This window comes from Desulfogranum mediterraneum DSM 13871, from assembly GCF_000429965.1.
Lineage (GTDB): Bacteria > Desulfobacterota > Desulfobulbia > Desulfobulbales > Desulfobulbaceae > Desulfogranum > Desulfogranum mediterraneum.
In genome coordinates this window covers 164,758-184,391 of sequence record NZ_KE387005.1, presented here as the reverse complement: position 1 = coordinate 184,391, position 19,634 = coordinate 164,758, and the positions used below count along the sequence as shown (strand labels likewise).

Annotated in this window: 16 protein-coding genes; 3 read left to right on the top strand and 13 right to left on the bottom strand. The window is 61.3% G+C overall.

The features are described 5' to 3' along the window. Positions 1–18 precede the first annotated feature (18 nt). The 7 genes from hypD to G494_RS24265 all read right to left on the bottom strand — a co-directional run bounded on the left by hypD (position 19) and on the right by G494_RS24265 (position 9,372). On the bottom strand, positions 19–1,101 hold the full coding sequence (gene hypD / locus G494_RS0117495; RefSeq protein WP_028585552.1) for a hydrogenase formation protein HypD: 1,083 nt from the start codon (positions 1,099–1,101) through the stop codon (positions 19–21). Beyond that, entirely contained in the window at positions 1,098–1,376 is a 279-nt protein-coding gene (locus G494_RS0117490) for a HypC/HybG/HupF family hydrogenase formation chaperone (RefSeq protein WP_028585551.1), read from the bottom strand. The genes hypD and G494_RS0117490 overlap by 4 nt, the downstream gene beginning before the upstream one ends. A gap of 82 nt (positions 1,377–1,458) precedes the next feature. Continuing rightward, a complete protein-coding gene (hypF, locus tag G494_RS0117485; RefSeq protein ID WP_051305826.1) occupies positions 1,459–3,837 on the bottom strand; it encodes a carbamoyltransferase HypF in 2,379 nt (792 codons plus the stop codon). Between the two features lie 150 nt (positions 3,838–3,987). Then, positions 3,988–4,239 carry a hypothetical protein gene (locus tag G494_RS0117480; protein ID WP_028585549.1) on the bottom strand — a complete coding sequence of 84 codons (252 nt, stop codon included), beginning with the start codon at positions 4,237–4,239 and terminating at the stop codon, positions 3,988–3,990. Between the two features lie 67 nt (positions 4,240–4,306). Next, complete coding sequence (locus G494_RS0117475; RefSeq protein ID WP_028585548.1) at positions 4,307–4,711, bottom strand: hydrogenase iron-sulfur subunit; 405 nt, start codon at positions 4,709–4,711, stop codon at positions 4,307–4,309. Positions 4,712–4,731: 20 nt separating this feature from the next. Then, a complete protein-coding gene (locus G494_RS0117470) occupies positions 4,732–7,815 on the bottom strand; it encodes a CoB--CoM heterodisulfide reductase iron-sulfur subunit A family protein (protein WP_028585547.1) in 3,084 nt (1,027 codons plus the stop codon). A 105-nt stretch (positions 7,816–7,920) separates the two neighbouring features. Further along, on the bottom strand, positions 7,921–9,372 hold the full coding sequence (locus tag G494_RS24265; protein ID WP_028585546.1) for a 4Fe-4S dicluster domain-containing protein: 1,452 nt from the start codon (positions 9,370–9,372) through the stop codon (positions 7,921–7,923). A gap of 764 nt (positions 9,373–10,136) precedes the next feature. On the opposite strand from G494_RS24265, the gene G494_RS25760 reads away from it, so the two are divergent. Next, positions 10,137–13,013 carry a PAS domain S-box protein gene (locus G494_RS25760; RefSeq protein ID WP_051305825.1) on the top strand — a complete coding sequence of 959 codons (2,877 nt, stop codon included), beginning with the start codon at positions 10,137–10,139 and terminating at the stop codon, positions 13,011–13,013. Between the two features lie 82 nt (positions 13,014–13,095). Here the strand turns inward: G494_RS25760 and G494_RS0117455 are convergent, their stop codons facing one another. From G494_RS0117455 to G494_RS0117430, 6 genes are all read right to left on the bottom strand, one after another. Continuing rightward, on the bottom strand, positions 13,096–14,376 hold the full coding sequence (locus G494_RS0117455; protein WP_028585545.1) for a TRAP transporter large permease: 1,281 nt from the start codon (positions 14,374–14,376) through the stop codon (positions 13,096–13,098). Next, positions 14,366–14,854 (bottom strand): TRAP transporter small permease, encoded by a 489-nt coding sequence (locus tag G494_RS0117450; protein ID WP_028585544.1) that lies wholly within the window; start codon positions 14,852–14,854, stop codon positions 14,366–14,368. The genes G494_RS0117455 and G494_RS0117450 overlap by 11 nt, the downstream gene beginning before the upstream one ends. A 74-nt stretch (positions 14,855–14,928) precedes the next feature. Beyond that, the gene (locus G494_RS0117445) at positions 14,929–15,906 is read right to left on the bottom strand and encodes a TRAP transporter substrate-binding protein (RefSeq protein ID WP_051305824.1); all 978 of its coding nucleotides are present in this window, start codon (positions 15,904–15,906) and stop codon (positions 14,929–14,931) included. Between the two features lie 99 nt (positions 15,907–16,005). After that, positions 16,006–16,230 (bottom strand): MoaD/ThiS family protein, encoded by a 225-nt coding sequence (locus tag G494_RS0117440; protein ID WP_028585542.1) that lies wholly within the window; start codon positions 16,228–16,230, stop codon positions 16,006–16,008. Between the two features lie 106 nt (positions 16,231–16,336). Continuing rightward, the gene (locus G494_RS0117435; RefSeq protein ID WP_028585541.1) at positions 16,337–18,064 is read right to left on the bottom strand and encodes an aldehyde ferredoxin oxidoreductase family protein; all 1,728 of its coding nucleotides are present in this window, start codon (positions 18,062–18,064) and stop codon (positions 16,337–16,339) included. A gap of 106 nt (positions 18,065–18,170) precedes the next feature. Next, a complete protein-coding gene (locus G494_RS0117430; protein WP_028585540.1) occupies positions 18,171–18,512 on the bottom strand; it encodes a hypothetical protein in 342 nt (113 codons plus the stop codon). A 281-nt stretch (positions 18,513–18,793) separates the two neighbouring features. Between G494_RS0117430 and G494_RS26455 the strand changes: the two genes are divergently transcribed. Both G494_RS26455 and G494_RS0117420 read left to right on the top strand, forming a co-directional pair. Further along, complete coding sequence (locus G494_RS26455) at positions 18,794–18,979, top strand: indolepyruvate ferredoxin oxidoreductase subunit alpha (RefSeq protein ID WP_028585539.1); 186 nt, start codon at positions 18,794–18,796, stop codon at positions 18,977–18,979. Between the two features lie 125 nt (positions 18,980–19,104). Further along, on the top strand, positions 19,105–19,530 hold the full coding sequence (locus G494_RS0117420; RefSeq protein WP_232362592.1) for a hypothetical protein: 426 nt from the start codon (positions 19,105–19,107) through the stop codon (positions 19,528–19,530). Positions 19,531–19,634 lie beyond the last annotated feature (104 nt).

Sequence of the window (19,634 nt, the reverse complement as noted above, 5' to 3'; positions counted from 1 at the left end):
GTACGGGGGCTCTTTAGGTTATTCGCTGTAGCGATAGTAGGCTGCGCAGGTGCCCTCGGTGGAGACCATGCACGGGCCGATGGGGTGCAGGGGGGTGCACCTTTTCTTGTACAGGGGGCAGGCAGGGGGCAGGAGTTGACCTTTGAGGATCTCACCGCATCTGCAGCCCTTGGGTTCTGTTACCGGTTTTACCGTGATGGGCAGCGCTGTCATGGCGTCGAAGCGGCGGTAGTCCGCCCTGAGGCGGAGGCCGCTTTCTGGGATCACTCCCAATCCCCGCCATTCGCTGTCTTCCTGGGCAAAGACCGTCTCGATCAGTTGCAGGGCCCTGGGGTTACCCTGCTCGGGAACCGCTCGGGTATAGCAGTTGTCCACCCCGGGGGTTTTCTGGTTGATCTGCCTGACCAGGCTGAGCAGGCCGGCCAGGATGTCGGCCGGTTCAAAGCCGGCGACCGCGCAGCTCAGCTGGTAGCGGTCGGCCAGTGGCTGGTAGGCCCGGGCGCCGATGATGGCGCTGACATGGCCGGGGCAGAGCAGGCCGTCTACCTTGAGTTCCGGGTCAGACATCAGTACTTCCAGGGGACTGGGCATGGTCTTGGCGGCAGCGATGATGAAGAAGTTGTCCAGTCCGAGTCGCTCTGCCTGGAGGATGGTGGCGGCAATGGCCGGGGCTGTGGTTTCAAAGCCGATGGCCGGAAAAACCACCTTCCTCTCTGGTTCCTGTTGGGCCAGGTTCAGGGCGTCCATGGGGGAGTAGACGATCTCTACCCGGGCACCTTCGGCCCTGGCCGTGGCCAGTGAGCCTCTGCTTCCGGGAACCCGGATCAGGTCGCCAAAGGTGGCAACGGTCACATCCGGGAGTCCGGCTGCAGCGATAAAGGCGTCGATCTGGCTGGCCGGGGTAACGCAGACCGGGCAGCCTGGTCCGGAGAGCAGGGTGATACCCTCGGGCAGCAGGGAGCGGATGCCATGGCGGAAGATGGACATGGTATGGGTGCCGCAGACCTCCATGATGCGCACCGGCCTGCGTAGGCTGTGGGCCAGTTCGCGGAGCAGGGGGGTGGTGATATCCCGGCTCTTGAATTCGTCCGCACACTTCATGGCTTCGGCTCCGGCAGCCGCCCCTCCTCCTCCAGGGCCTCCGCCATCTTGCGCATCAGCTTGAGGTTGATCTGGGCCTCCTCCTCGCTCAGGGTGTGGATGGCAAAGCCGGCATGGATGATGACGTATTCGCCGATCTCCGGCAGCCGGTCGACCATCTCCAGGCGGATCTCCCTGTGGATGCCGTCGGCTTCCACCAGGGCGACCAGGGGGGCAAGGGGATCTGTTTCACTGCCCTTGAGGGCGGTTACTTGCATGGGTATTGCGAGACACATGGGGCTTATCCTTTGTTGTGGGGCGCCTGCTAAGGGCGCAGGACTGTATGGTACACATGGTTGTGCTGGTCTGTCTATACTTTTAGGGGGCAGCCGCAATGTAGGCCTGCCCCAGGGAGAGGCCGCCGTCGTTGACCGGCACTGCTTCACCGCTGTACACCGTAAAACCAAGTCTGCCGAGCCGGGCGGTGAACCCCTCCAGCAGGATCTTGTTCTGCAGGCAGCCGCCGCTCAGGACGACCTGGCGAGGGCTCTCGGGGTCCGTCTCCCGGCTTGCCTGCTCCAGCAGGCGGCAGAATCCGCGGATCAGCCAGCCGTGGAAACGGTAACAGATCTCGTCCAGGGAAAGGGAGGCCTCGAGGTCGGCCAGGATCTGGTTGACCAGTGAGCCGGTTTCCAGCATCAGGGGGGGCGGGCCGGGGGAGATTTCGACTGGGTAGGCGCGATCGGCCTGTTCGGTCCGCCGGGGCTGCCCGGCGGCAAAGCGCGCGGCTCGTGCCTCCATGGTCATGGCTGCCTGTCCTTCGTAGCTTGCCTCCAGGCAGAGCCCAAGCATTGCGGCCACGCCGTCAAAGAGGCGGCCGCAGCTGGAGGAAAGGGGGCTGTTGATTCGCCGCTCCAGCATCTGGCCGAGGATTCTGCGATGTTCCCTGGGGATGCCCCGCAGTGGTGTGGGCAGCTCCTCCTCTGCGTCGAAGCTCAGTTTGTTTGCGCTGTGGAGCAGTGCCAGGCCCATGCGCCAGGGCTCCTGGGCCGCCTTGTCGCCCCCGGGGAGCCTGAACAGGGAGAGGTGTCCCTGACGTTGGTAGTGTCTCCGGTCAGCCAGGTACAGTTCTCCGCCGAAGATGGTCTGGTCGTGGCCCAGGCCGGTGCCGTCGAGGATGATGCTGAATACCCGGCTGTCGAGGCCATGTTCGGCCATCACTGCTGCGGTGTGGGCATGGTGGTGCTGGATAAGGTGGGGCTTGAGTTGGAGGGTGGCGGCGTGGCGGCTGCTTGCATAGTCGGGGTGGAGATCGCAGGCCACGGCCGGCGGGGTGCATTCCAGCACCGCCTGGAGGTGAGCGATGCTCTGGGTGTAGAAGTCAAGGCAGGCCGGAGAGGTCAACTCGCCGATATGCTGGCTGAGATAGGCCTGGTTGTCCCGGACAATGCAGAAGCTGTTTTTCATCGCGCCGCCGCAGGCCAGGATGTCGCCGGTGGCAGCAGCCAGGGGCAGGGGGGCCGGTGCATAGCCCCGGGCCCTGCGGAGGAGACGGGGACGCTGGTTCATGACCCGGGCCACCGAATCGTCTACCCGGGTGATGATATCCCGGTTGTGGAGGAGGAAGTGGTCGGCCAGACCGGAGAGGCGCTCCAGGGCCTCCTGGTTGCCGGTACAGATCGGCTCCCCGCCGAGGTTGCCGCTGGTCATGACCAGGGCGGGAGGGGCGGCCGGGTTGTTCAGCAGCAGGGCGTGCAGCGGAGTGTAGGGAAGCATCACCCCGAGAACCCCCAGTCCTCGGGCCAGGTTGTCGGCCAGGGGAACGGTCGTCGGGTACCGTACTTTTTTTTCCAGGAGGACGATGGGGCGCTGGGCCGAGTTGAGCAGGGTCTGTTCCGTAGCTGAAATCCGGCAGTAGCGGGCGGCGAGCTCTGTTGAGGCCACCATGATGGCCAGGGGCTTGTCAGGTCGTTTTTTTGCCCGGCGCAGGCGCTCTACCGCCTCGGTGGAGGTGGCGTCAACGGCCAGGTGGAAGCCGCCCAGTCCCTTGATGGCCAGGATCCGGCCGGCAGCCAGGGCCCGGGCCGCCGCATCGAGACTCTTCTCTTCAGGGATGAGTCGGCCCTGCTGGTCGTGCCAGCTCAACTGGGGACCGCACTCGGGGCAAGCGTTTGGCTGGGCGTGGAAGCGCCGGTCCAGGGGGTCGTTGTACTCTGCTGCACAGCGTCGGCACTGCCTGAAGGCGGCCATGGAAGTCAGGGGGCGGTCGTAGGGGACCTCTTTGATGATGGTAAACCTGGGGCCGCAGTTGGTGCAGTTGGTAAAGGGGTAGCCGTGGCGTCGATCAGAGGGGTCAAGGATCTCTCGCAGGCAATCCGGGCAGGTGGCCGTATCAGGAGTGATCTGGACCGTGGCCTTATGGTTGTGGGCGCTGGCGATGATGGTAAATCGTGGCTGGGCGTCTTGCTGCGGTCGCTCTGTCACGCTCAGGGAGCTGATCCGGGCCATGGGAGGGGCCTCCCGGGGGAGTCGCTGGATAAAGCTCGCCATGGCCGCTGCCCTGCCGGTGGCCATGATCTCTACCCCGTCGCCCGAGTTGGCTACGGTGCCGCTCAGGCCAAGGGCATGGGCCAGTCGATAGACATAGGGGCGAAAGCCCACTCCCTGGACCATGCCCTTGATCTGGATGGCACGGGATTGGAGGGTCTCTGTGGCAGGCGGCATCTTGGTTGGGGCAGCGGAGGATCTGGGAGTCATCGCGGTGTTTCCAGTCGATGGAGGGGCCAGGATAGGGTGAATCTCTCCTCCCTATATCAAGTTCCGTTGTTTTTCACCACTGATTTTTTTTATGCGGAACAGTTTGCCCAGTTTGCATAATTTGGGGCTCTGGTTGAGTCTGGACCGCTCTCAGCTGTTCGCCTGGGCCTGTTGCTGGATGGTACGGTAGCGCTGGGAATCCACCACCCGATGCTGGACCTGCTCATCAATCTCCTCCCGGCTCAGGTGGATCAGGCCGCAGACCGGACAGGCCAGCTCAACGTCATCATGGGCAGCACGTTCCTTGAGTTCATCGGCGGTCATGTGGCCAACGTAGCCACAGGCGCAGCTGGGGCATTCCACCCGGACCGGGCTGTACTGTTCTGTTCTCTTCTTTGTCATCACGGGCATTGTCCTTTGGAGGCGGTTATGGGGGAAAGGGTCTCGGCAGCCGGAACTCTGGGCAGGCTCAATCGCCGGGATCGGTCTCCAGGGCAAGCAGACGGTTATGCATCTCGTAGATGGCTTCAACCAGCCGCTCCGGTTCGGCTGCGGAGAGCCAGACCAGCTGAAAGCGCTCCTTCTCGTAGCCAAAATCAGCCAGGATCTCCTCCAGGACCTCGGAGCGGGAGAGCATGGCGTGGTTGCCCTCCTGGTAGTGGCACTCTCCCAGCTTGCAGCCGGTAACCATGACCCCGTCGGCCCCCTGGTTGAGGGCATGGAGCACCATCTCCGGGTGCACCATGCCCGAGCACATCACCCTGATGATCCGAATCGCACAGGGGTATTGCAGTCGGGATATTCCGGCAAGGTCTGCAGCGGCGTAGGAGCACCAGTTGCAGCAGAAGGTGATGATTTTCAGGTCCTGCTTCATAGAAGACTCATCTCACGGGGTCATGGTTTCGGGGGTTCCAGGGCGGCATCGATCTGGGCGAGGAGCTGTTCGTAACTGAAGCCGGTGATATAGACGCCCCGTTTGGGGCAGGCCCCCTGGCAGATACCGCAGCCCTTGCAGAGGGCGGGGTCGATTTCGATGATCTTGTGTTCCTCTCCCTGCTCGTCGATGGTGGCCAGCAGGGTGATGGCCTGGTAGGGGCAGACCTCCAGGCAGATCCCGCAGCCGTCGCAGAACTCCGGGTCCACGTGGGCGGTGATGGCGTCCAGCTCCACGCTCTCCCGGGCCAGGAGGGTGGTGGCCTTGGAGGCGGCGGCCAGGGCCTGGGAGATGGACTCCTCCACCGGCTTGGGATAGTGGGCCAGGCCGGCGACAAAGACGCCGTCGGTGTTGAACTCCACCGGCCGGAGTTTGGCGTGGGCCTCCTGGAAAAAACCATCCTGGTTCAGGGGCAGTTTAAACAGCTTGGCCAGCTCCGCACTGCCGGGGTCGGCCAGGGTGGCTGTGGCCAGGATGACCATATCCGCCTCGATCTCCAGGGGCCGGTGGAGCACGTGGTCACGGCTGCTGACCAGCAGCCGGCCTCCCTCTTCGCCGATGATCGGCGGCCCCTTGAGCTCGTAGTTGATGAAGATGATCCCCAGCTCACGGGCCTGGTTGTAGATCCGTTCCCGTTGGCCGTAGGTCCTGATTTCACGGTAGAGGATGTAGATCCGTCGTTCAGGGGCCTCCTGCTTCAGTTTGATGGCGCTCTGGATGGAGTGGGTGCAGCAGGACTTGGAGCAGTAGGGCCGCTTCTCGTTGCGGGAGCCGACACACTGGATAAAGACAAAGGACTTGCCCTGGGTCACCCGGATCTCGTTGTGCATGTGGAGTTTGTCAAACTCGATGGAGGCGACCACATTGGGGATCTGGCCGTAGCCGAATTCGCTGGGGATGTAGCGTTTACCGCCGGTGGTGATGATGGTGGCGCCATGGTCAACGCTCTTCTTGCGGCCGTTGCCGGCCCTGAGCGTGGTCTTGAAGTGACCGGCCTGGCCGGAGGAGGCCACAACGGTGGTGTTGAAGTGGATGGCGACCCTGGGCTCTTGGCTGATCTGCTGCTGCAGCTCCTTGAGGTAGCGGGGCACATGCTCGCCGCTCCAGGTCTGATAGAGATGGAGGGCATTGCCGCCCAGGGTGGTGCTTTTCTCCACCAGATCCACCTTGAAGCCCTGGCCGGCCAGGTTGAGGGCCGCCGTCATCCCGGAGACGCCGCCGCCGATGATCAGAGCCGAGGGGATTACCGGGATCCGCAGGGGATAGAGGGGCTCCTGGATGGCGATCTTGGCCACCGCCATCCGTATCAGGTCCTTGGCCTTGATGGTGGCCCGGGCGGGTTCGTTTTTATGGACCCAGGCGTTCTGGTTACGGATGTTGGCCATCTCGATCAGGTGCTCGTTGATCCCGGCGGCCCGCAGGGTCCTGCGAAAGAGCGGTTCATGGGTCTGGGGGGTGCAGGCGGCGATCACGATCCGGTTGAGTTGTTTTTCCCGGATCTGCTGGGTGATGTAGTCCTGGGTATCCTGGGCACAGGTAAAGGGGTTCTGCTCAACATGGATGACGTCGGGCAGGGTGGCGGCATAGGCGGCCAGCTCGTCTACGTCGACCACTCCGGCGATGTTGGAGCCGCAGTGGCAGATAAAGACCCCGGTCCTCGGGCTGTTGGCCTTCTGCGGGACCTCATGGGGGGTGCAGCTGGCCTGGGTCCGGGTGTGGCGGGCAGGGGCCAGCAGCTGCGAGGCGCTTGCCGCTGCTGCAGAACCGCCGATGACCGACTGGGGGATGTCCCGGGGGCCGTTAAAGGCGCCGCAGGTGAAGATCCCCTTCTTTGAGGAGGAGACCGGCATGAAGGCGGAGATTGAGGCGAAGCGATCCGGGGTGATATGGATCCCCATCCGTTCGGCAAGGCCGAGGGTGGAGTCCGGGGTCTCGAGTCCCACCGAGAGGATCACCAGGTCGACCAGCTGGTCCACCTGCTTGCCCTGCTGGTTAACGTAGTGGAGGCGCAGGTTGCCCTTGTTGCCCTGGGGTTCGACCCCATGGATCTTGGTGCGGACAAAGTTGATGTCATACTCGACCTTGGCCTGGATGAAAAAGCGTTCAAAGTCCTTGCCGTGGGTGCGCATGTCGCTGTGAAAGATGGTGATCTCCACCTGGTCCAGCTGCTCCTTGGCGATCATGGCCTCCTTGATGGCCGCCATGCAGCAGACCGAGGAGCAGTACTCGTTGTTGCAGCGATTCTTGTCCCGGCTGCCCACACATTGGAGAAAGGCGATTTTTCGCACCGGCCGACCGTCTGATGGGCGGGTGACCACGCCGCCGGTGGGCCCGGTGGGGGCGAGGAGGCGCTCGAACTGGAGGGAGGTGATCACGTTGGGATACCTGCCGAATCCCCAGGCCTGGCTGGTGCCAGGGTCAAAGGGTTGAAAACCAGGAGCCATGATGATGGCCCCGACCTGGATGGTCTGTTTCTGTTCCCGGTCGGCAAAGTTGACGGCATCGGCAGGACAGATCCGGGCACAGAGGCCGCATTGACCGGGATTGTTGAGCCAGAGGCAGGCGTCCGGGTCGATCTGGTACTTCAGGGGAACGGCCTGGGGGTACTTGATATAGATCGCCTTGCGCTGGGCCAGGTCGCCGTTGAAGCGGTCCTCCACGGCCTGGGGGCATTGGTCTGCGCACTGGCCGCAGGCGATGCACTTGTCGGGATCGACCCACCTGGGATACTCTTTGACCCTGACCGTGAAGTTTCCCTCCTGGCCCTCCACATCGAGGATCTTGGCCAGGGTGAGTATCTTGATGTTGGGGTGGCGGCCGCACTCCACCAGCTTGGGTGCGATGATGCACATGGAGCAGTCATTGGTGGGAAAGGTCTTGTCCAGCTGGGCCATGGTTCCGCCGATGGCCCCGCTGCGTTCCACCAGGTGGACATAGAATCCTGAGTTGGCCAGGTCCAGGGCGGCCTGCATCCCGGAGACGCCGCCGCCGACCACCATGATGGCTCCGATTTTTTCAGCCTCTGCCTGTGCAGCCTCTGTCATAGCTCCAATGCCTGTGGTGATTGTTCATGAGTATCATTCCTTGTTGTGGTCGATTCCCTGGCCGGTATGGCGGTCGCGGCCCTTGACTGCAGGGTGCGTCCATGGTCAGCTGGCGGGAACCAGGGCCTGGGCCACCAGTTCCCAGAGGGACTTGACCTCGATCTCCAGGTTGAATTCCGGGGCCAGGGAGTGTGCAATCTGGTCTTTGCAGTTATGGCAGGAGGTCACCACCAGCTTGGCTCCCGAGGCCTTGATCTGTCTGGCCTTTTCCCGGCCATGAAAGACCCGTTCTGCCGCATAGGGGCTTGCCCAGGCACCGCCGCCGGCGCCGCAGCAGTAGCTGTCTCCGCTGTTGGGGATCATCTCCCTGAACTTGGTGCAGCAGGCCTGGACAATGGTTCGTCCCTCGCTAAAGTAACCGTGACCAAAGGCCTTGAGCGATTTGCGGCCATAGTTGCAGGAGTCGTGGAGGGTGGTCAGCTTGTTGTGGATGGTCGGGTCCAGGTTGATCCGTCCCGCTGTCAAATACTCCAGGAGCAGGTCAAAGATTGAGTAGATCTTGAACTTGCGGGCCGATTCCGGGAACCATTTTTCCAGGCCATAGCGGGTGGCATAGTAGGCATGGCCGCATTCCGGAAGCAGCAGGGCCTGGCAGTTGAGTCGCTCCATGTTATCCACGATCCGTTCGACAATGGTTTTCATGGAGGAGTCGTCTCCGGAGTAGAATCCCCAGTTCACTCCCTCCCAGTTTTCCGAGGAGAGGGTCCATGACTCCTGGGCCGCGTAAAAGATCCGCCACCACCACATCAGTTGGCGGGGCTGGACAAAGGGTTCCTTGGAGTTGACCGTGACCAGCAGTCTGGCCCCTCGCACATCCACCGGGGTGGTGAAACCGGGGCAGATGGTCTCGCCGAGTTCTGTGCCCAGTCCCTTGACCAGTTGGAGGAAGTCGTCCTTGGGTATTCCCAGGTTGTTGCCCTTCTCCAGGCAGGTGGTGACCCCCTTCTGAATGGGGTGAGGCACCTTGGCCCGGTCCCGCTGGCCCCGGATGGAGCGCATCAGCTCAAGGATCTTGACGTTTGCGGGGCAGGACTCTTCACAGCGACCGCAGAGGGTGCATTTCCAGGGCCAGTCGCTGGCCAGAATCTCTTCTTCCAGGCCTAAGAGGGCCATGCGGATAATCTTACGGGGGTCAAGGTCATCCACGCCGGCGATGGGGCAGGCTCCGGCACAGCTTCCGCAGGTGACACAGCAGTCTGCCAGTGCCGGGTCCGGGAAGAGGTGGATAGAGCTGAGGCTGAGCCGGATCGGGACAGGGGGTGCCTGGGGCGTCGGTTGTTCCTGGGCCGGTGCATTGATGGCCTGGGCAGCGGGAAAGGCCTTGGGCTTGCGACCGAACTTGTCGCAGAGTCGGTGGTAGTCTTCGGCCTGGATCAGGTAACGCCGCCCCGGCCCTTCCTGGGCGGGCAGGGTGCCGGAGTTGATCCAGTTTCTGATCGTGTTGCGGTGAACCCCGAATTCTTCGGCCAGCTCATTGACTTTAACTTCGTAGACCATGCTGCAGTGTGGTTGGTTTGCGGTTGTACAACCTGAAGCCGGCGTTGAGCAGGGCGCTACTCCTGGTCAAGGGCAAGCCGTATGGCTGGTGGTGAACATCTGCGTAGTGCGCCAGAACTGTTGTTAATTTCTGTGAAGTGACCCTGTTTCCAACTGATCTGCCGGTTGTTGCTCAGGCCGGCTGGGGGCTGGTTTGTGCAAAATGTGCATTGGTCCCAGTATCACATAAAATGGTGGTTTTCTGCAAGCCTAAAGTGGCGGGGCAGAGCGGCGGCAAAGGAGGGGCCGCGGCCTGGCCTTGATCGCGAGACCGGGGCAATGGAGGTGGAGGACCTTGAACCTGTTGTTATTGGGGCAGGTTCGACCGGGCTCAGCTAACCCTTGGGAGAGAGGTTGAATTTCTCGCTCCAGAGCTAGGGGGCAGATGGCATATCATGGCTACGTATGAACATACGTCTGTATTTCTTGTTTGAAAAAAACACATAAAATCAGTTCATTCTTTGTTTGGAGGAACGTTTGGCTGAGTAGGATGCGCAATCAGAAAAAAACATTGGCAGGATGTTGCCTTTGTTCACGGATGCGAAGGTTTCTGTCCCTGGAGAGGCCCCGGATCTCCACCGATTCCGGAGCGGCGATTTTTTTGTTCTTCGGCGCAGTCAAGGTACGCTATAGTGGAAGAGGTGTGTTTGGGAAAGGGGACCCTGGAATAGAGGCAAGGGGAGGGGCGCGGAGTGATGAGGTCATTTCTGGGAAAGGATACCTTAATGAGAGCCGGGCAGGATATCTCTGCCTGGCGGAGCCTGGCTGCGCTTGTTCTGCTGCTGATCGGTCTGCTGCTCTTGCCGCTGCTGCTCTCCTGCAGTCGCTCTCCAGCCCTTAGCCTGACTCCTCTGGAAGAGCAGTGGGTGGCCGAACATGGAGACCAGCTGGAGGTGCTCTTTGGCTACGAGGCTCCACCCAATGCCTTTCACGGCCGTGGTGGTCGTTACCAGGGGCTGTTGGTGGATTTTCTGGAAGAGATCCAGCGCCAGAGCGGGCTGCGTTTTCGCTATCGCAACTTTGCAACCTGGCGCGAGCTCATGGCCTATGCTCGGACCGGACGTCGTTTCATCATCGTGGGGATTGCCGACAGCGTGGAGCGACGCGCCTACCTGTCGTTTACCGATGCCGTCCTCAAGGTGCCCTACGTGGTTGTCAGCCAGGAATCGGTAGCGGCAGGCTCCATGGCGCAGCTTGCCGGGGCCAAGGTCTGTACCGTGGCTGGGTATGCGATCAATGAGTTTCTGGCTCAGCACTATCCCCAGCTGCAGCCCCAGCCTGTTAGCGATAACCTCGAAGGCCTGCGGGCTGTTTCCACCGGTCGCTGTTCAGCCATGATTATTAACCAGATGTATGCCTCGTATCTGATAGAAGACCAGGGGCTTGCCAACCTGAAGATTGCCGGGGAGTCAGGCTATCTCAACCGCCTTGGTGCAGCCGTATCCCGGGAAGATCCTGTTCTCTTTAGCATCATCGACAAGGGTGTAGATCATATCCCCCAGCAGTTGAGACGAAGGCTCTATCGGAAATGGCTGGGGCAGGAGGAGGCGTTCCCCTTTGCTCCCCTCTTGTATGGCCTGATGGGGGTGCTGACCTTGGCCCTGCTGGTTGCCGGGCTTTTCTGGGGATGGAACCGCAAGCTGAAGCGAGAGGTGGAACGGCGTACCCGCGAGATCATCAAGAGTCGGCAGAACCTGGAGACCACCCTGCACTCCATCGGCGACGGGGTGGTCACCACCAACGCCCAGGGGGTGATCAGCGGCATGAACCGGGTTGCAGTCGAGCTTACCGGTTGGAGCGGTGAGGAGGCGGTAGGTCGCCCCCTGACCGAGGTTTTTCAGCTGGTCCACAGCAGTACCAGGGAGCCGTTCAGGGAGTTGCTTGGCACGGTATGCGGGGGGCGGGAGGTCGTCGGCCTGAGTGATCCTGCCACCCTGGTGGGCAGGCATGGTCAGGAGTATCAGGTCTCTGTCTCAACCGCTCCCATCATGGATGCAGGGGAGAGCTGTTACGGCACGGTGCTCGCCTTCCAGGATATCAGCGAGGCCTATGCGGTACGGGCGCAGTTGGAGCGAAGTGAAAGGACGATCAGGGGCTACTTTGATCAGGCCCCTCTGGGCTCAGGCGTGGTTGATGGTGACGGCAGGCTGGTGGAGGTGAATCAGCGAATGTGCCGACTCAGCGGATATAGCCGGGAGGAGTTGGAGAAGAAGACCCTGACCGGAATCCTTGCCCCTGAGGGGCAGCGCTTGCTGACCAGGGCCATCACAGAGTTTCAGGCAGAGGCGACCTCTTCGTTGACCAGTGAATATATTCATCACAGCGGGGAAAAACGCATCTGTACCATTGCCCTGCTCCACCTGGAGGATGCAGGGCTGTTGTTTTTTTTCAATGATGTCACCGAACAGAAACGTGCGGAACAGGAACTGCTCCAGATCGATAAACTCAAGAGCATCGGTACCCTTGCCGGCGGCATCGCCCATGATTTCAATAATTTTATCATGGCAATCTACGGAAATATTTCCCTGGCCCGGGGGCTGCTTAACGCCGATCATCCTGCTGCAGCCTATCTGGAGAATGCCGAGAATTCCATGGGTAGGGCAACCCGGCTCAGCCAGCAGCTGCTCACCTTCTCCAAGGGGGGCGATCCGGTTCGGGGAGAGCTGGATCTCTGCCGGGCGGTGGAGGAGATTGTCGAGCTTGATCTTGCCGGCAGCAATGTCCGGGCAGCGATCCACTGTTCCCCGGACCTCTGGTCGGCCCATGCAGACCGCGGCCAGATTCAACAGGTCCTCTCCAATATCTTTATCAACGGTGACCAGGCCATGCCCGAGGGCGGCGTTCTGGAGTGTACCCTGGAAAACGTGACCCTCAACGAGTCCTCCGGCCTGCCCCTGGCTGCCGGCAGGTATATCAGGGTCAGGGTCAGGGATAGCGGTGTCGGGATTGCCCAGGAACATCTGGGGCGGATCTTTGACCCCTACTTCACCACCAAGCGGGCCGGCAACGGCTTGGGGTTGGCAGCGGTCTACTCCATCATCAGTAAACACCACGGCCATGTCCTGGTCGATTCCAGGCCAGGAGAGGGGGCGCTTTTCACTCTCTTTCTGCCCGCCTCCGAGCATCGCTTTACCAGGGCGTCAGCACCTTCCGAGTCCGAAGAAGAGAGCGGCCTGCCGACAGCTCCTCTCCTGGTCATGGACGATGAGCCGGCCATCCTGGTATTTATCCAGAGGGTCTTGGAGCAAGCGGGCTGCCAGGTGGTCACCAGTAGCGACGGTCAGGAGGCTGTGGAATGCCTGCGGCAGGGGCTTGAGGCCGGTCGCCCCTTGACCATGGCGATTCTCGATCTGACCGTTCCCGGCGGGATGGGGGGATTGGAGGCTGCCGAGCAACTGCGGGCCCTGGATCCAGGAATACGCCTGATCGTTTCCAGCGGCTATGCCAAAGATCCGGTGCTGGCCGATTATGGGAGCTACGGCTTTGACGGCTGTATTGCCAAGCCGTACTCCAAAAAACAACTGCTCCAGGAGATCCGGCGGGTCGCAGGGATGGGGAGCAGGGGGGAGAGCGCAGCCATCGCTGGCTCCAAGATTTCCTGAAAGCGGCTCCGCGCCAGGCCCGTCGCCCCTGGTCAGGGGCTGAGCTGTCGGCGTAGGGTGTGGAGGGGGAGTCTGCACTGGATCAGGGGCCGACCAGGGTGGCCAGCCACATGGTGAGGGGAGGGTAAAAGGTGATCAGCAGCAGGTCCAGGATCAGGATAGCCAGAAAGGGCAGAATCCGTCTGCTCACCGCCCCCAGGCGATCGCCGGAGAGGGAGGCTGAGACGATCAGGCAGATGCCCATGGGGGGCGTCAGCATGCCGATGGCCAGGTTGGTCACCACGATCACGCCCAGTTGGATCAGGTCGATCCCCAACATGGGTTGCATGGCTGTAATGGTGGGTACCAGCAGGATCAGGGCAGCGGTGGTCTCGACAAAGGTGCCCGCGATCAGGAGGATCAGGTTGATGGCCGCCAGCAGCAGGGTCGGGTCGTGGCTCAGCCCCAACAGGCCCTGGGCCAGTTGTTCGGGGATATTTTCTATGGCGGCAATCCAGCTGAAGATCGAGGCCATGGCAATGATGAACATCACGATGGAGGAGGTGACCGCGGCGTCCCGAAACAGGGGAAACAACTCCCTGAACGAGAGCTGCCGATGGATCCCCATGCCGACGATCAGGGCATAGAGCACGGCCATGGCCGCGGATTCCGTGGCCGTGAAGATCCCGCTGAGAATGCCGCCCAGGATGATCAGCGGTGCGCCCAGGGCCAGGAGGGAGCGCCTGAAGGCCCGGCGGAGTCGGGGCAGGGAAAAGGGGGTGGTGGCCGAGTAGCCTCGGCGGAGGGAGATAAGGGTGGCAACCGTGATCAGGGAGAGGCCGATCAGGAGGCCTGGCAGGAGGCCGGCGGCAAAGAGGCGGCCGATGGAGGCCCCGGTGAGAAAGCCGAAGATGATCATCGGGATCGAGGGTGGAATGATCACCCCGATGGCGCCGCCCGAGGCCTGGACCGCCGCGGCAAAATCCGAGTCATAGCCGGAGCGTTTCATGGCCGGAATAAGGATGGCCCCCACGGCAGCGGCATCGGCAGCGGCAGAGCCGGAGATCCCTGCAAAGAACATGGCAGAGACTATGGTCACCGCTGCCAGCCCTCCGGGCAGCCAGCCCACCAGGGCGTTGGCCAGGTCGATCAGCCGCTGGCTGATCCCGCCGGCCTCCATCAGTACCCCGGCAAACATGAACAGCGGTACAGCCATCAGGTGGAAGGAGTTGGTGCCGGAAAAGAGCCGTTGGGCCAGCATCATCAGGGGAAAGTCTCCCTGCACCAGGATGGCCAGCACCGAGGCGGCCCCGATGGAGAGGGCGATGGGGACGTTGATGGCAAAGAGGAGCAGCAGGGAGACGAGCAGGATTTCACTGGTCATGGTCAGGCTCCAGGATGGTCTCGAGGAGAAAGGCCGCGCCATGGGCCAGGAGGATGATGCCGCTGATGGGGATGACCGCCAGGACGATCCACTTGGGCAGGCCCAGGGCCGGGGAGATCTGGAGGCGGATAAAGTAGGCGAACTGCACCCCTGCCAGGATGATGATCCCAAAGAGGGCCAGGCTGATCAGGTGGGTCAGCAGCCGGCAGAACCATCTGCCGGCGGCAGGCAGGCGCCGGCTGACCAGGTCCACTCCCGGGTGGGCTCCCCGGTAGTAGGCCGTGGTGGCGCCGAGAAAACTGAGCCAGACCAGCAGATAGCGGGCCAACTCCTCTGACCAGAACAGGGAGCTGTTGAGGACATAGCGGCAAAAGACCTGGGCGATCACCACCAAGGCCATGGTCATGCCCAGGGAGGCCAGCAGGTACTCGATCCAGGTGTTGAGTCGGCGACAGCCGGATTGGAGGGTATGGAGCACGGTCGTTGTCGGGGAAGGGTGGTTGGATGGGGTCCGGGCCAGAGGGGACGGGAACCATGGTTCCCTGGCAGCCGCTATCTGGTGGCGGCCAGCAGTTGCCGGAGCAGCGCCTGTACCTTGGGGTGCTGGTAGATCTTCATCTCTTTGAGCGTGCTGACCCTGTCCCGGAAGGAATCGATGTCCGGCTGCTCAACAATCTCCATCCCCTTTTCTCTGAGCAGGGCCAGGCGGGCCAGATCCCTGTCCCGGTTATCCTGGCGCTGAAAGAGGGCGGCCTGCTGCATGGCGCTGCGGATCATCTCCTGGTCAGCTGTGGTCAGACCCTGCCACCAGAGCAGGGAGGCCACATCGATGTGGGCAGAGTAGACGTGGCGGGTCATGCTCATGTAGTTCTGGACCTCGTAGAACTTGTAGACCTCCATCACCCAGAGGGGGTTCTCCTGGCCATCGATCACCCCCTGCTCCAGTTCAGAGTAGATGGGCCAGGGCATGGGGGTGGGGTTGGCGCCCAGGGCCTGCCAGATGGACTTGTGCAGGGGAGAGGCCATGACCCGGATCTTCAGGCCGGAGACATCTGCTGCCGCCTGTACCGGCCTCCTGTTGTTGGTCAGGTTGCGAAAGCCGTTTTCAGAAAAGGCCAGCCCCTTGAAGCCGACCTGTTCCAGCTCGGTGAGGATCTGCTGTCCCAGGGGGCCGTCCAGGATGGCGTCTGCCTGTTGGTTGTCCTTGAACAGGAAGGGGTAGTTGATCACCCGGACAATGGGGGCAAAGGTGTCAAAGGGGCCGACCGTGATGATTCCCAGCTGGACGGTGCCCATCTGGATCTGCTGGAGGATCTCGGTCTCGTTGCCCAGGGCCTTGGAGTGGTAGATCCGCACGGTATACCTCCCTTCGGAGGCCTGTTCCAGGAGCTGTTTGAACTTTTCGGCCGCGATGTTCTGGGCCGAGCCGGGCTTGGTGACCACGCCGAGTTTGATTTCTTGGGCAGCCAGGGAGAGCTGGCCAAAGAGCAGGACCAGGACAAGGGAGAGGGTCAGCTGGAGGTGTTTCATGGGAGGTGTCCGCCTCAGGTTGAAGGAGCGATGATCGGCGGGTAGCGGCTGGTCCGGCCTGCTTGAAGCCGAGCAGCGCACTCTTCAGGCCGGTTGCACCTAGCCTCCGCCGATAACCGGGAAAATAGCGACCTGATCGTTTTCCTGCACCGCCTGATCCAGGGCGCAGTGCCGGGAGTTGATCATGGTGACGCCGACTTCTTCAGGATCAATCCCAAGGGAGGAAATGATATCTCCCACCGTGGTTCCCGCCGGCAGGTCCTGATCTTCGCGGAGAAAACGATTTTCCCGAAAGTAGGCAAAGAGTTTGACTGTTATTTTCATGGCTGTCAATGAATAATATCGTTGGTTTTCGCCCGATTAGGACGAAAACCAACCTTGGAGGGAACAGGGGGGGCGGCTTGAGCGGTACCCCCTGCGTTGTGGGAATCTAGAAATCCCAGAAGGTGTCGATCTTCTCACCGGGGATGTCCCAGACCACGTTGTGGGGGGCAATGGGCTCCTGGCTGAAGAATTCCGGGAGCCGGTCATCCAGGTTGGTGAAACCGGCTGCCTGGTTGAAGGCCCGCTCGGTCTTGAGGATGGTCTTGCCCAGGTTGGTGACATCGTCGGCGGTCAGGTTGATGCCGAAGCGGGCGTTGATCATCTCTATCAGGGCCGGCAGGCAGTTGGCATCGTCCAGGGCGGCAAAGGCGATAAAGAGGCACATGCCGGTGGAGTCGATGGCGGCGGTGGCGATCTGAAGGTTACGGGAGAGCTCCACCTGACCCTCGTGGCTGAGGGGATCCACAGAGCCGCCCACGCCCAGGATGTTGGTGGCAATGGTGTAGCCCATGGTGTGATCCGCGCCCTGGGTGGAGGTGGCATAGGTGATGCCGATGCCCTTGATGGCCCGGGGATCATAGGCCGGAATGGCCTGGTTCTTGACCACCGGTACCCGGGTGACCCCAAAGGCCCGGCCCACCGAGCCGGCACCGTTGCCGATGATCCGTCCCAGGGGGGTGCCCTGGGCGATCTCTTCGCTCAGCATCCGGCAGATCCCGGCGCCGTCGCCGAATTCCAGCACGCCGGCCTCCATGGCCACCCCAAAGGCCACCGAGGTCTCAATGGTATCCAGGCCGATGTCATCCATCAGGTTGTCGGCCTGGGCGATATAATCCAGGTTGTCCACACAGCAGTCGGCACCCATGGCCCAGATGGACTCATACTCAAAGCCCGAGGTGCGGTACTCCTTGTCCGGACCGTTGTAGACCTGGGAGCAGTTGATCACACAGCCGGCATGGCAGTTGTGCTTGGGCTTGCCGCCCCGCTCGACAATGGTGTCATACATGGTCTCGCCACTGATCTCCTCGTGGCCTTCAAACTGACCAGTGGTGAAGTTGCGGGTGGGCAGGGCACCGGCCTCGTTGATGATGTTGACCAGGACATTGGTGCCGTACTGACCCAGGGCCTGGCTGATGGGGTTGTCCACCAGGGCCTTGGCAAAGGTGCGGTTGGCGGCCTTGAAGGCCTCGGGATCGGCAATGGCCACCTTCTTGTCGGTGGGGACGATGGAGATGTACTTGATCCGCTTGGAGCCCATGACCGCACCCAGGCCGCCACGGCCGCAGGAACGGATCCTGGCATCAGGATCCTTGATCGAGATATTGGCACCGCTCATCTTCAGCTCACCGGCCTGGCCGATGGAGATCACCCCGGTCTTGGCGCCGATCCGCTGGCCCATGGCCTCGATCACGGCATAGTTGCCCTTGCCGATCAGCTCGGTCTCTTCATTGATGGTGATCCCCTGCTCGTCGATGGCCAGGCTGTACCAGCGCTCCTCCTGGGGGAGTCCTTCGATGATCAGGGCCTTGATCCCCAGTCTGGCCAGGAGCTGGGCCGAGGTGCCGCCGGCGTTGGCCTCCTTGATGGTGCCGGTAAGCGGACTCTTGGCCCCGCAGGAGAGGCGTCCCGAGTTGGCGGCCGTGGTCCCGGAGAGCAGACCCGGGGCAAAGACCAGTTTGTTGCCCGGGCCCAGGGGGTGACAGCTGGGCTCCACCTCGGCGGCAATGATGGTGGAGGTCAGCCCACGGCCGCCATGGCCCTGCCACTGGGCAGGCACCTCTTCGACGGCGGTACTCAGGGTGGACATGTTGATTCGATAGATTTTGTCTGCCATGTTGTTTTTCCCTCAAGCTGGGGTTGCAGGGTGAGATAAGCCCTGAAGCCAGAGGACCACCCCCGGTTTTTCCGGGGTGGTTGGCTTCAGGGAAGAATTCGTTGGCCTAGGATTCGCTGCCCAGAACCTTGCTGATAATCATCTTCTTGGTGTGCACGTCGGGTTCCGGCGTCTTCCAGCTGATGAACTGGCTGATGACCCGCATGAAGTCACCGTTGTCGGCCTGGCACTGGTCGCAGATCGACTCGGCCTTATCCCGGTACATCACGACCTTGCTGGCCGGGTCGCCGGCCTTGTCCACGGCTGCCATCTTCTTGCAGCCGCAGTCCAGGCGGATCACGGCAACGCCGATCCCTTCGGGGCTGCCCTCCAGGATGGCCTCTATCATTGCCTGCTCGCCCTGCTCAGGGAGCGGGGAGCGTTTTTTTGGTGTTATTTTTTTTGCCATAGTATGGGGTACCTGTTTGAATAAGTATGTTGCGGTCATTCTATTCCCAGGTCTCTGTCCGGGTCAATAAAAAAAGCAAGGTCCTGAAGAGCTTATTGGCCGGTTTACACCATCCTTTCAGGCCAGCGCTCCAGAGGTTCTGTGCGTTTTATCTTGACAAAGTGTGAGCGGTTCGGTAGAGGAAAACCTCTTCAGAGTGATGTTTTTAACCTTGTCAACCAAGGCTGAAAGTAATAAACGTTACGACTGTATCATTTAATCAAAATTTTGGAGGTAGTGCCATGTGGGAAATAGTTGTAGATAAAGACAAATGTACCGGTGATGAAGAGTGTGTAGCAGCATGCCCTGCTCAGGTTTTCGAGATGGTCGACGGTAAGGCCGAGCCTGTCGAAGCCGACGAGTGTCTGGGTTGTGAAACCTGTGTAGAGGTTTGCCCAGAAGAAGCCATCACCGTTACCGAAGTGTAATCTTACCCTTCGATCAATCGGTTATCGATAAGCCCATCCCGCTACGGGGTGGGCTTATCGTGTTTTAGGGGACTTTACAGGAGCGTTGCTGCAGGGTCCCCTTGTTGTGTCCGGAGGGGCGAGCCGTGTTTAAACCCGGGGTGAAACGATCGGTCCATCTGTTTGCGGCTCCATTCCTGTGGACAGGGATCGGCGCCATGCTGATGGTGCGGGGCTATGGCTGGCTGGAGCCTGGGCATCGGCTGTCATACCTCAGTATCGCCCTGCTGCTCGGGTCTGCCAAGTCGCTGCTCATCCTCGACAAAACCGCTGGGAAATCACTGGGACGAATAGTCGCCTTTCAGGACGGCACCTGCCTGGGGGCGGTCTACTCCTGGAAAACCTGGTTACTGGTAGGGGTGATGATGAGCTGCGGTATCCTGATGCGCGCATTCGTAACTCCCGGACCACTGATCGGGGCGGTCTACTGTGCCATTGGTTGGGCCCTATGCCTTTCCAGCCGGCTCGGTTGGCGGGCCTGGTTCAGGGCGGTACATCCCAGGGTACCTTGAAGAGTACGATTTTTCGATCAAGCTGAAGGCATGGGGAAAATTTTAGCGCAGGCATATAATCGATATTCCGGGGATAGAATTTTTTCCATAACCCAGAGATTGGC

What these genes read in the sequence shown, in the direction of transcription:
- G494_RS0117480 (WP_028585549.1), bottom strand. Translation starts at nt 4,239, where the DNA reads ATGACAAAGAAGAGAACAGAACAGTACAGCCCGGTCCGGGTGGAATGC.
- G494_RS0117455 (WP_028585545.1), bottom strand. Translation starts at nt 14,376, where the DNA reads ATGACCAGTGAAATCCTGCTCGTCTCCCTGCTGCTCCTCTTTGCCATC.
- G494_RS26455 (WP_028585539.1), top strand. Translation starts at nt 18,794, where the DNA reads ATGTGGGAAATAGTTGTAGATAAAGACAAATGTACCGGTGATGAAGAG.
- G494_RS0117435 (WP_028585541.1), bottom strand. Translation starts at nt 18,064, where the DNA reads ATGGCAGACAAAATCTATCGAATCAACATGTCCACCCTGAGTACCGCC.
- G494_RS0117440 (WP_028585542.1), bottom strand. Translation starts at nt 16,230, where the DNA reads ATGAAAATAACAGTCAAACTCTTTGCCTACTTTCGGGAAAATCGTTTT.
- G494_RS0117475 (WP_028585548.1), bottom strand. Translation starts at nt 4,711, where the DNA reads ATGAAGCAGGACCTGAAAATCATCACCTTCTGCTGCAACTGGTGCTCC.
- hypF (WP_051305826.1), bottom strand. Translation starts at nt 3,837, where the DNA reads ATGACTCCCAGATCCTCCGCTGCCCCAACCAAGATGCCGCCTGCCACA.
- hypD (WP_028585552.1), bottom strand. Translation starts at nt 1,101, where the DNA reads ATGAAGTGTGCGGACGAATTCAAGAGCCGGGATATCACCACCCCCCTG.
- G494_RS0117490 (WP_028585551.1), bottom strand. Translation starts at nt 1,376, where the DNA reads ATGTGTCTCGCAATACCCATGCAAGTAACCGCCCTCAAGGGCAGTGAA.
- G494_RS0117445 (WP_051305824.1), bottom strand. Translation starts at nt 15,906, where the DNA reads ATGAAACACCTCCAGCTGACCCTCTCCCTTGTCCTGGTCCTGCTCTTT.
- G494_RS0117470 (WP_028585547.1), bottom strand. Translation starts at nt 7,815, where the DNA reads ATGACAGAGGCTGCACAGGCAGAGGCTGAAAAAATCGGAGCCATCATG.
- G494_RS25760 (WP_051305825.1), top strand. Translation starts at nt 10,137, where the DNA reads ATGAGAGCCGGGCAGGATATCTCTGCCTGGCGGAGCCTGGCTGCGCTT.
- G494_RS24265 (WP_028585546.1), bottom strand. Translation starts at nt 9,372, where the DNA reads ATGGTCTACGAAGTTAAAGTCAATGAGCTGGCCGAAGAATTCGGGGTT.
- G494_RS0117430 (WP_028585540.1), bottom strand. Translation starts at nt 18,512, where the DNA reads ATGGCAAAAAAAATAACACCAAAAAAACGCTCCCCGCTCCCTGAGCAG.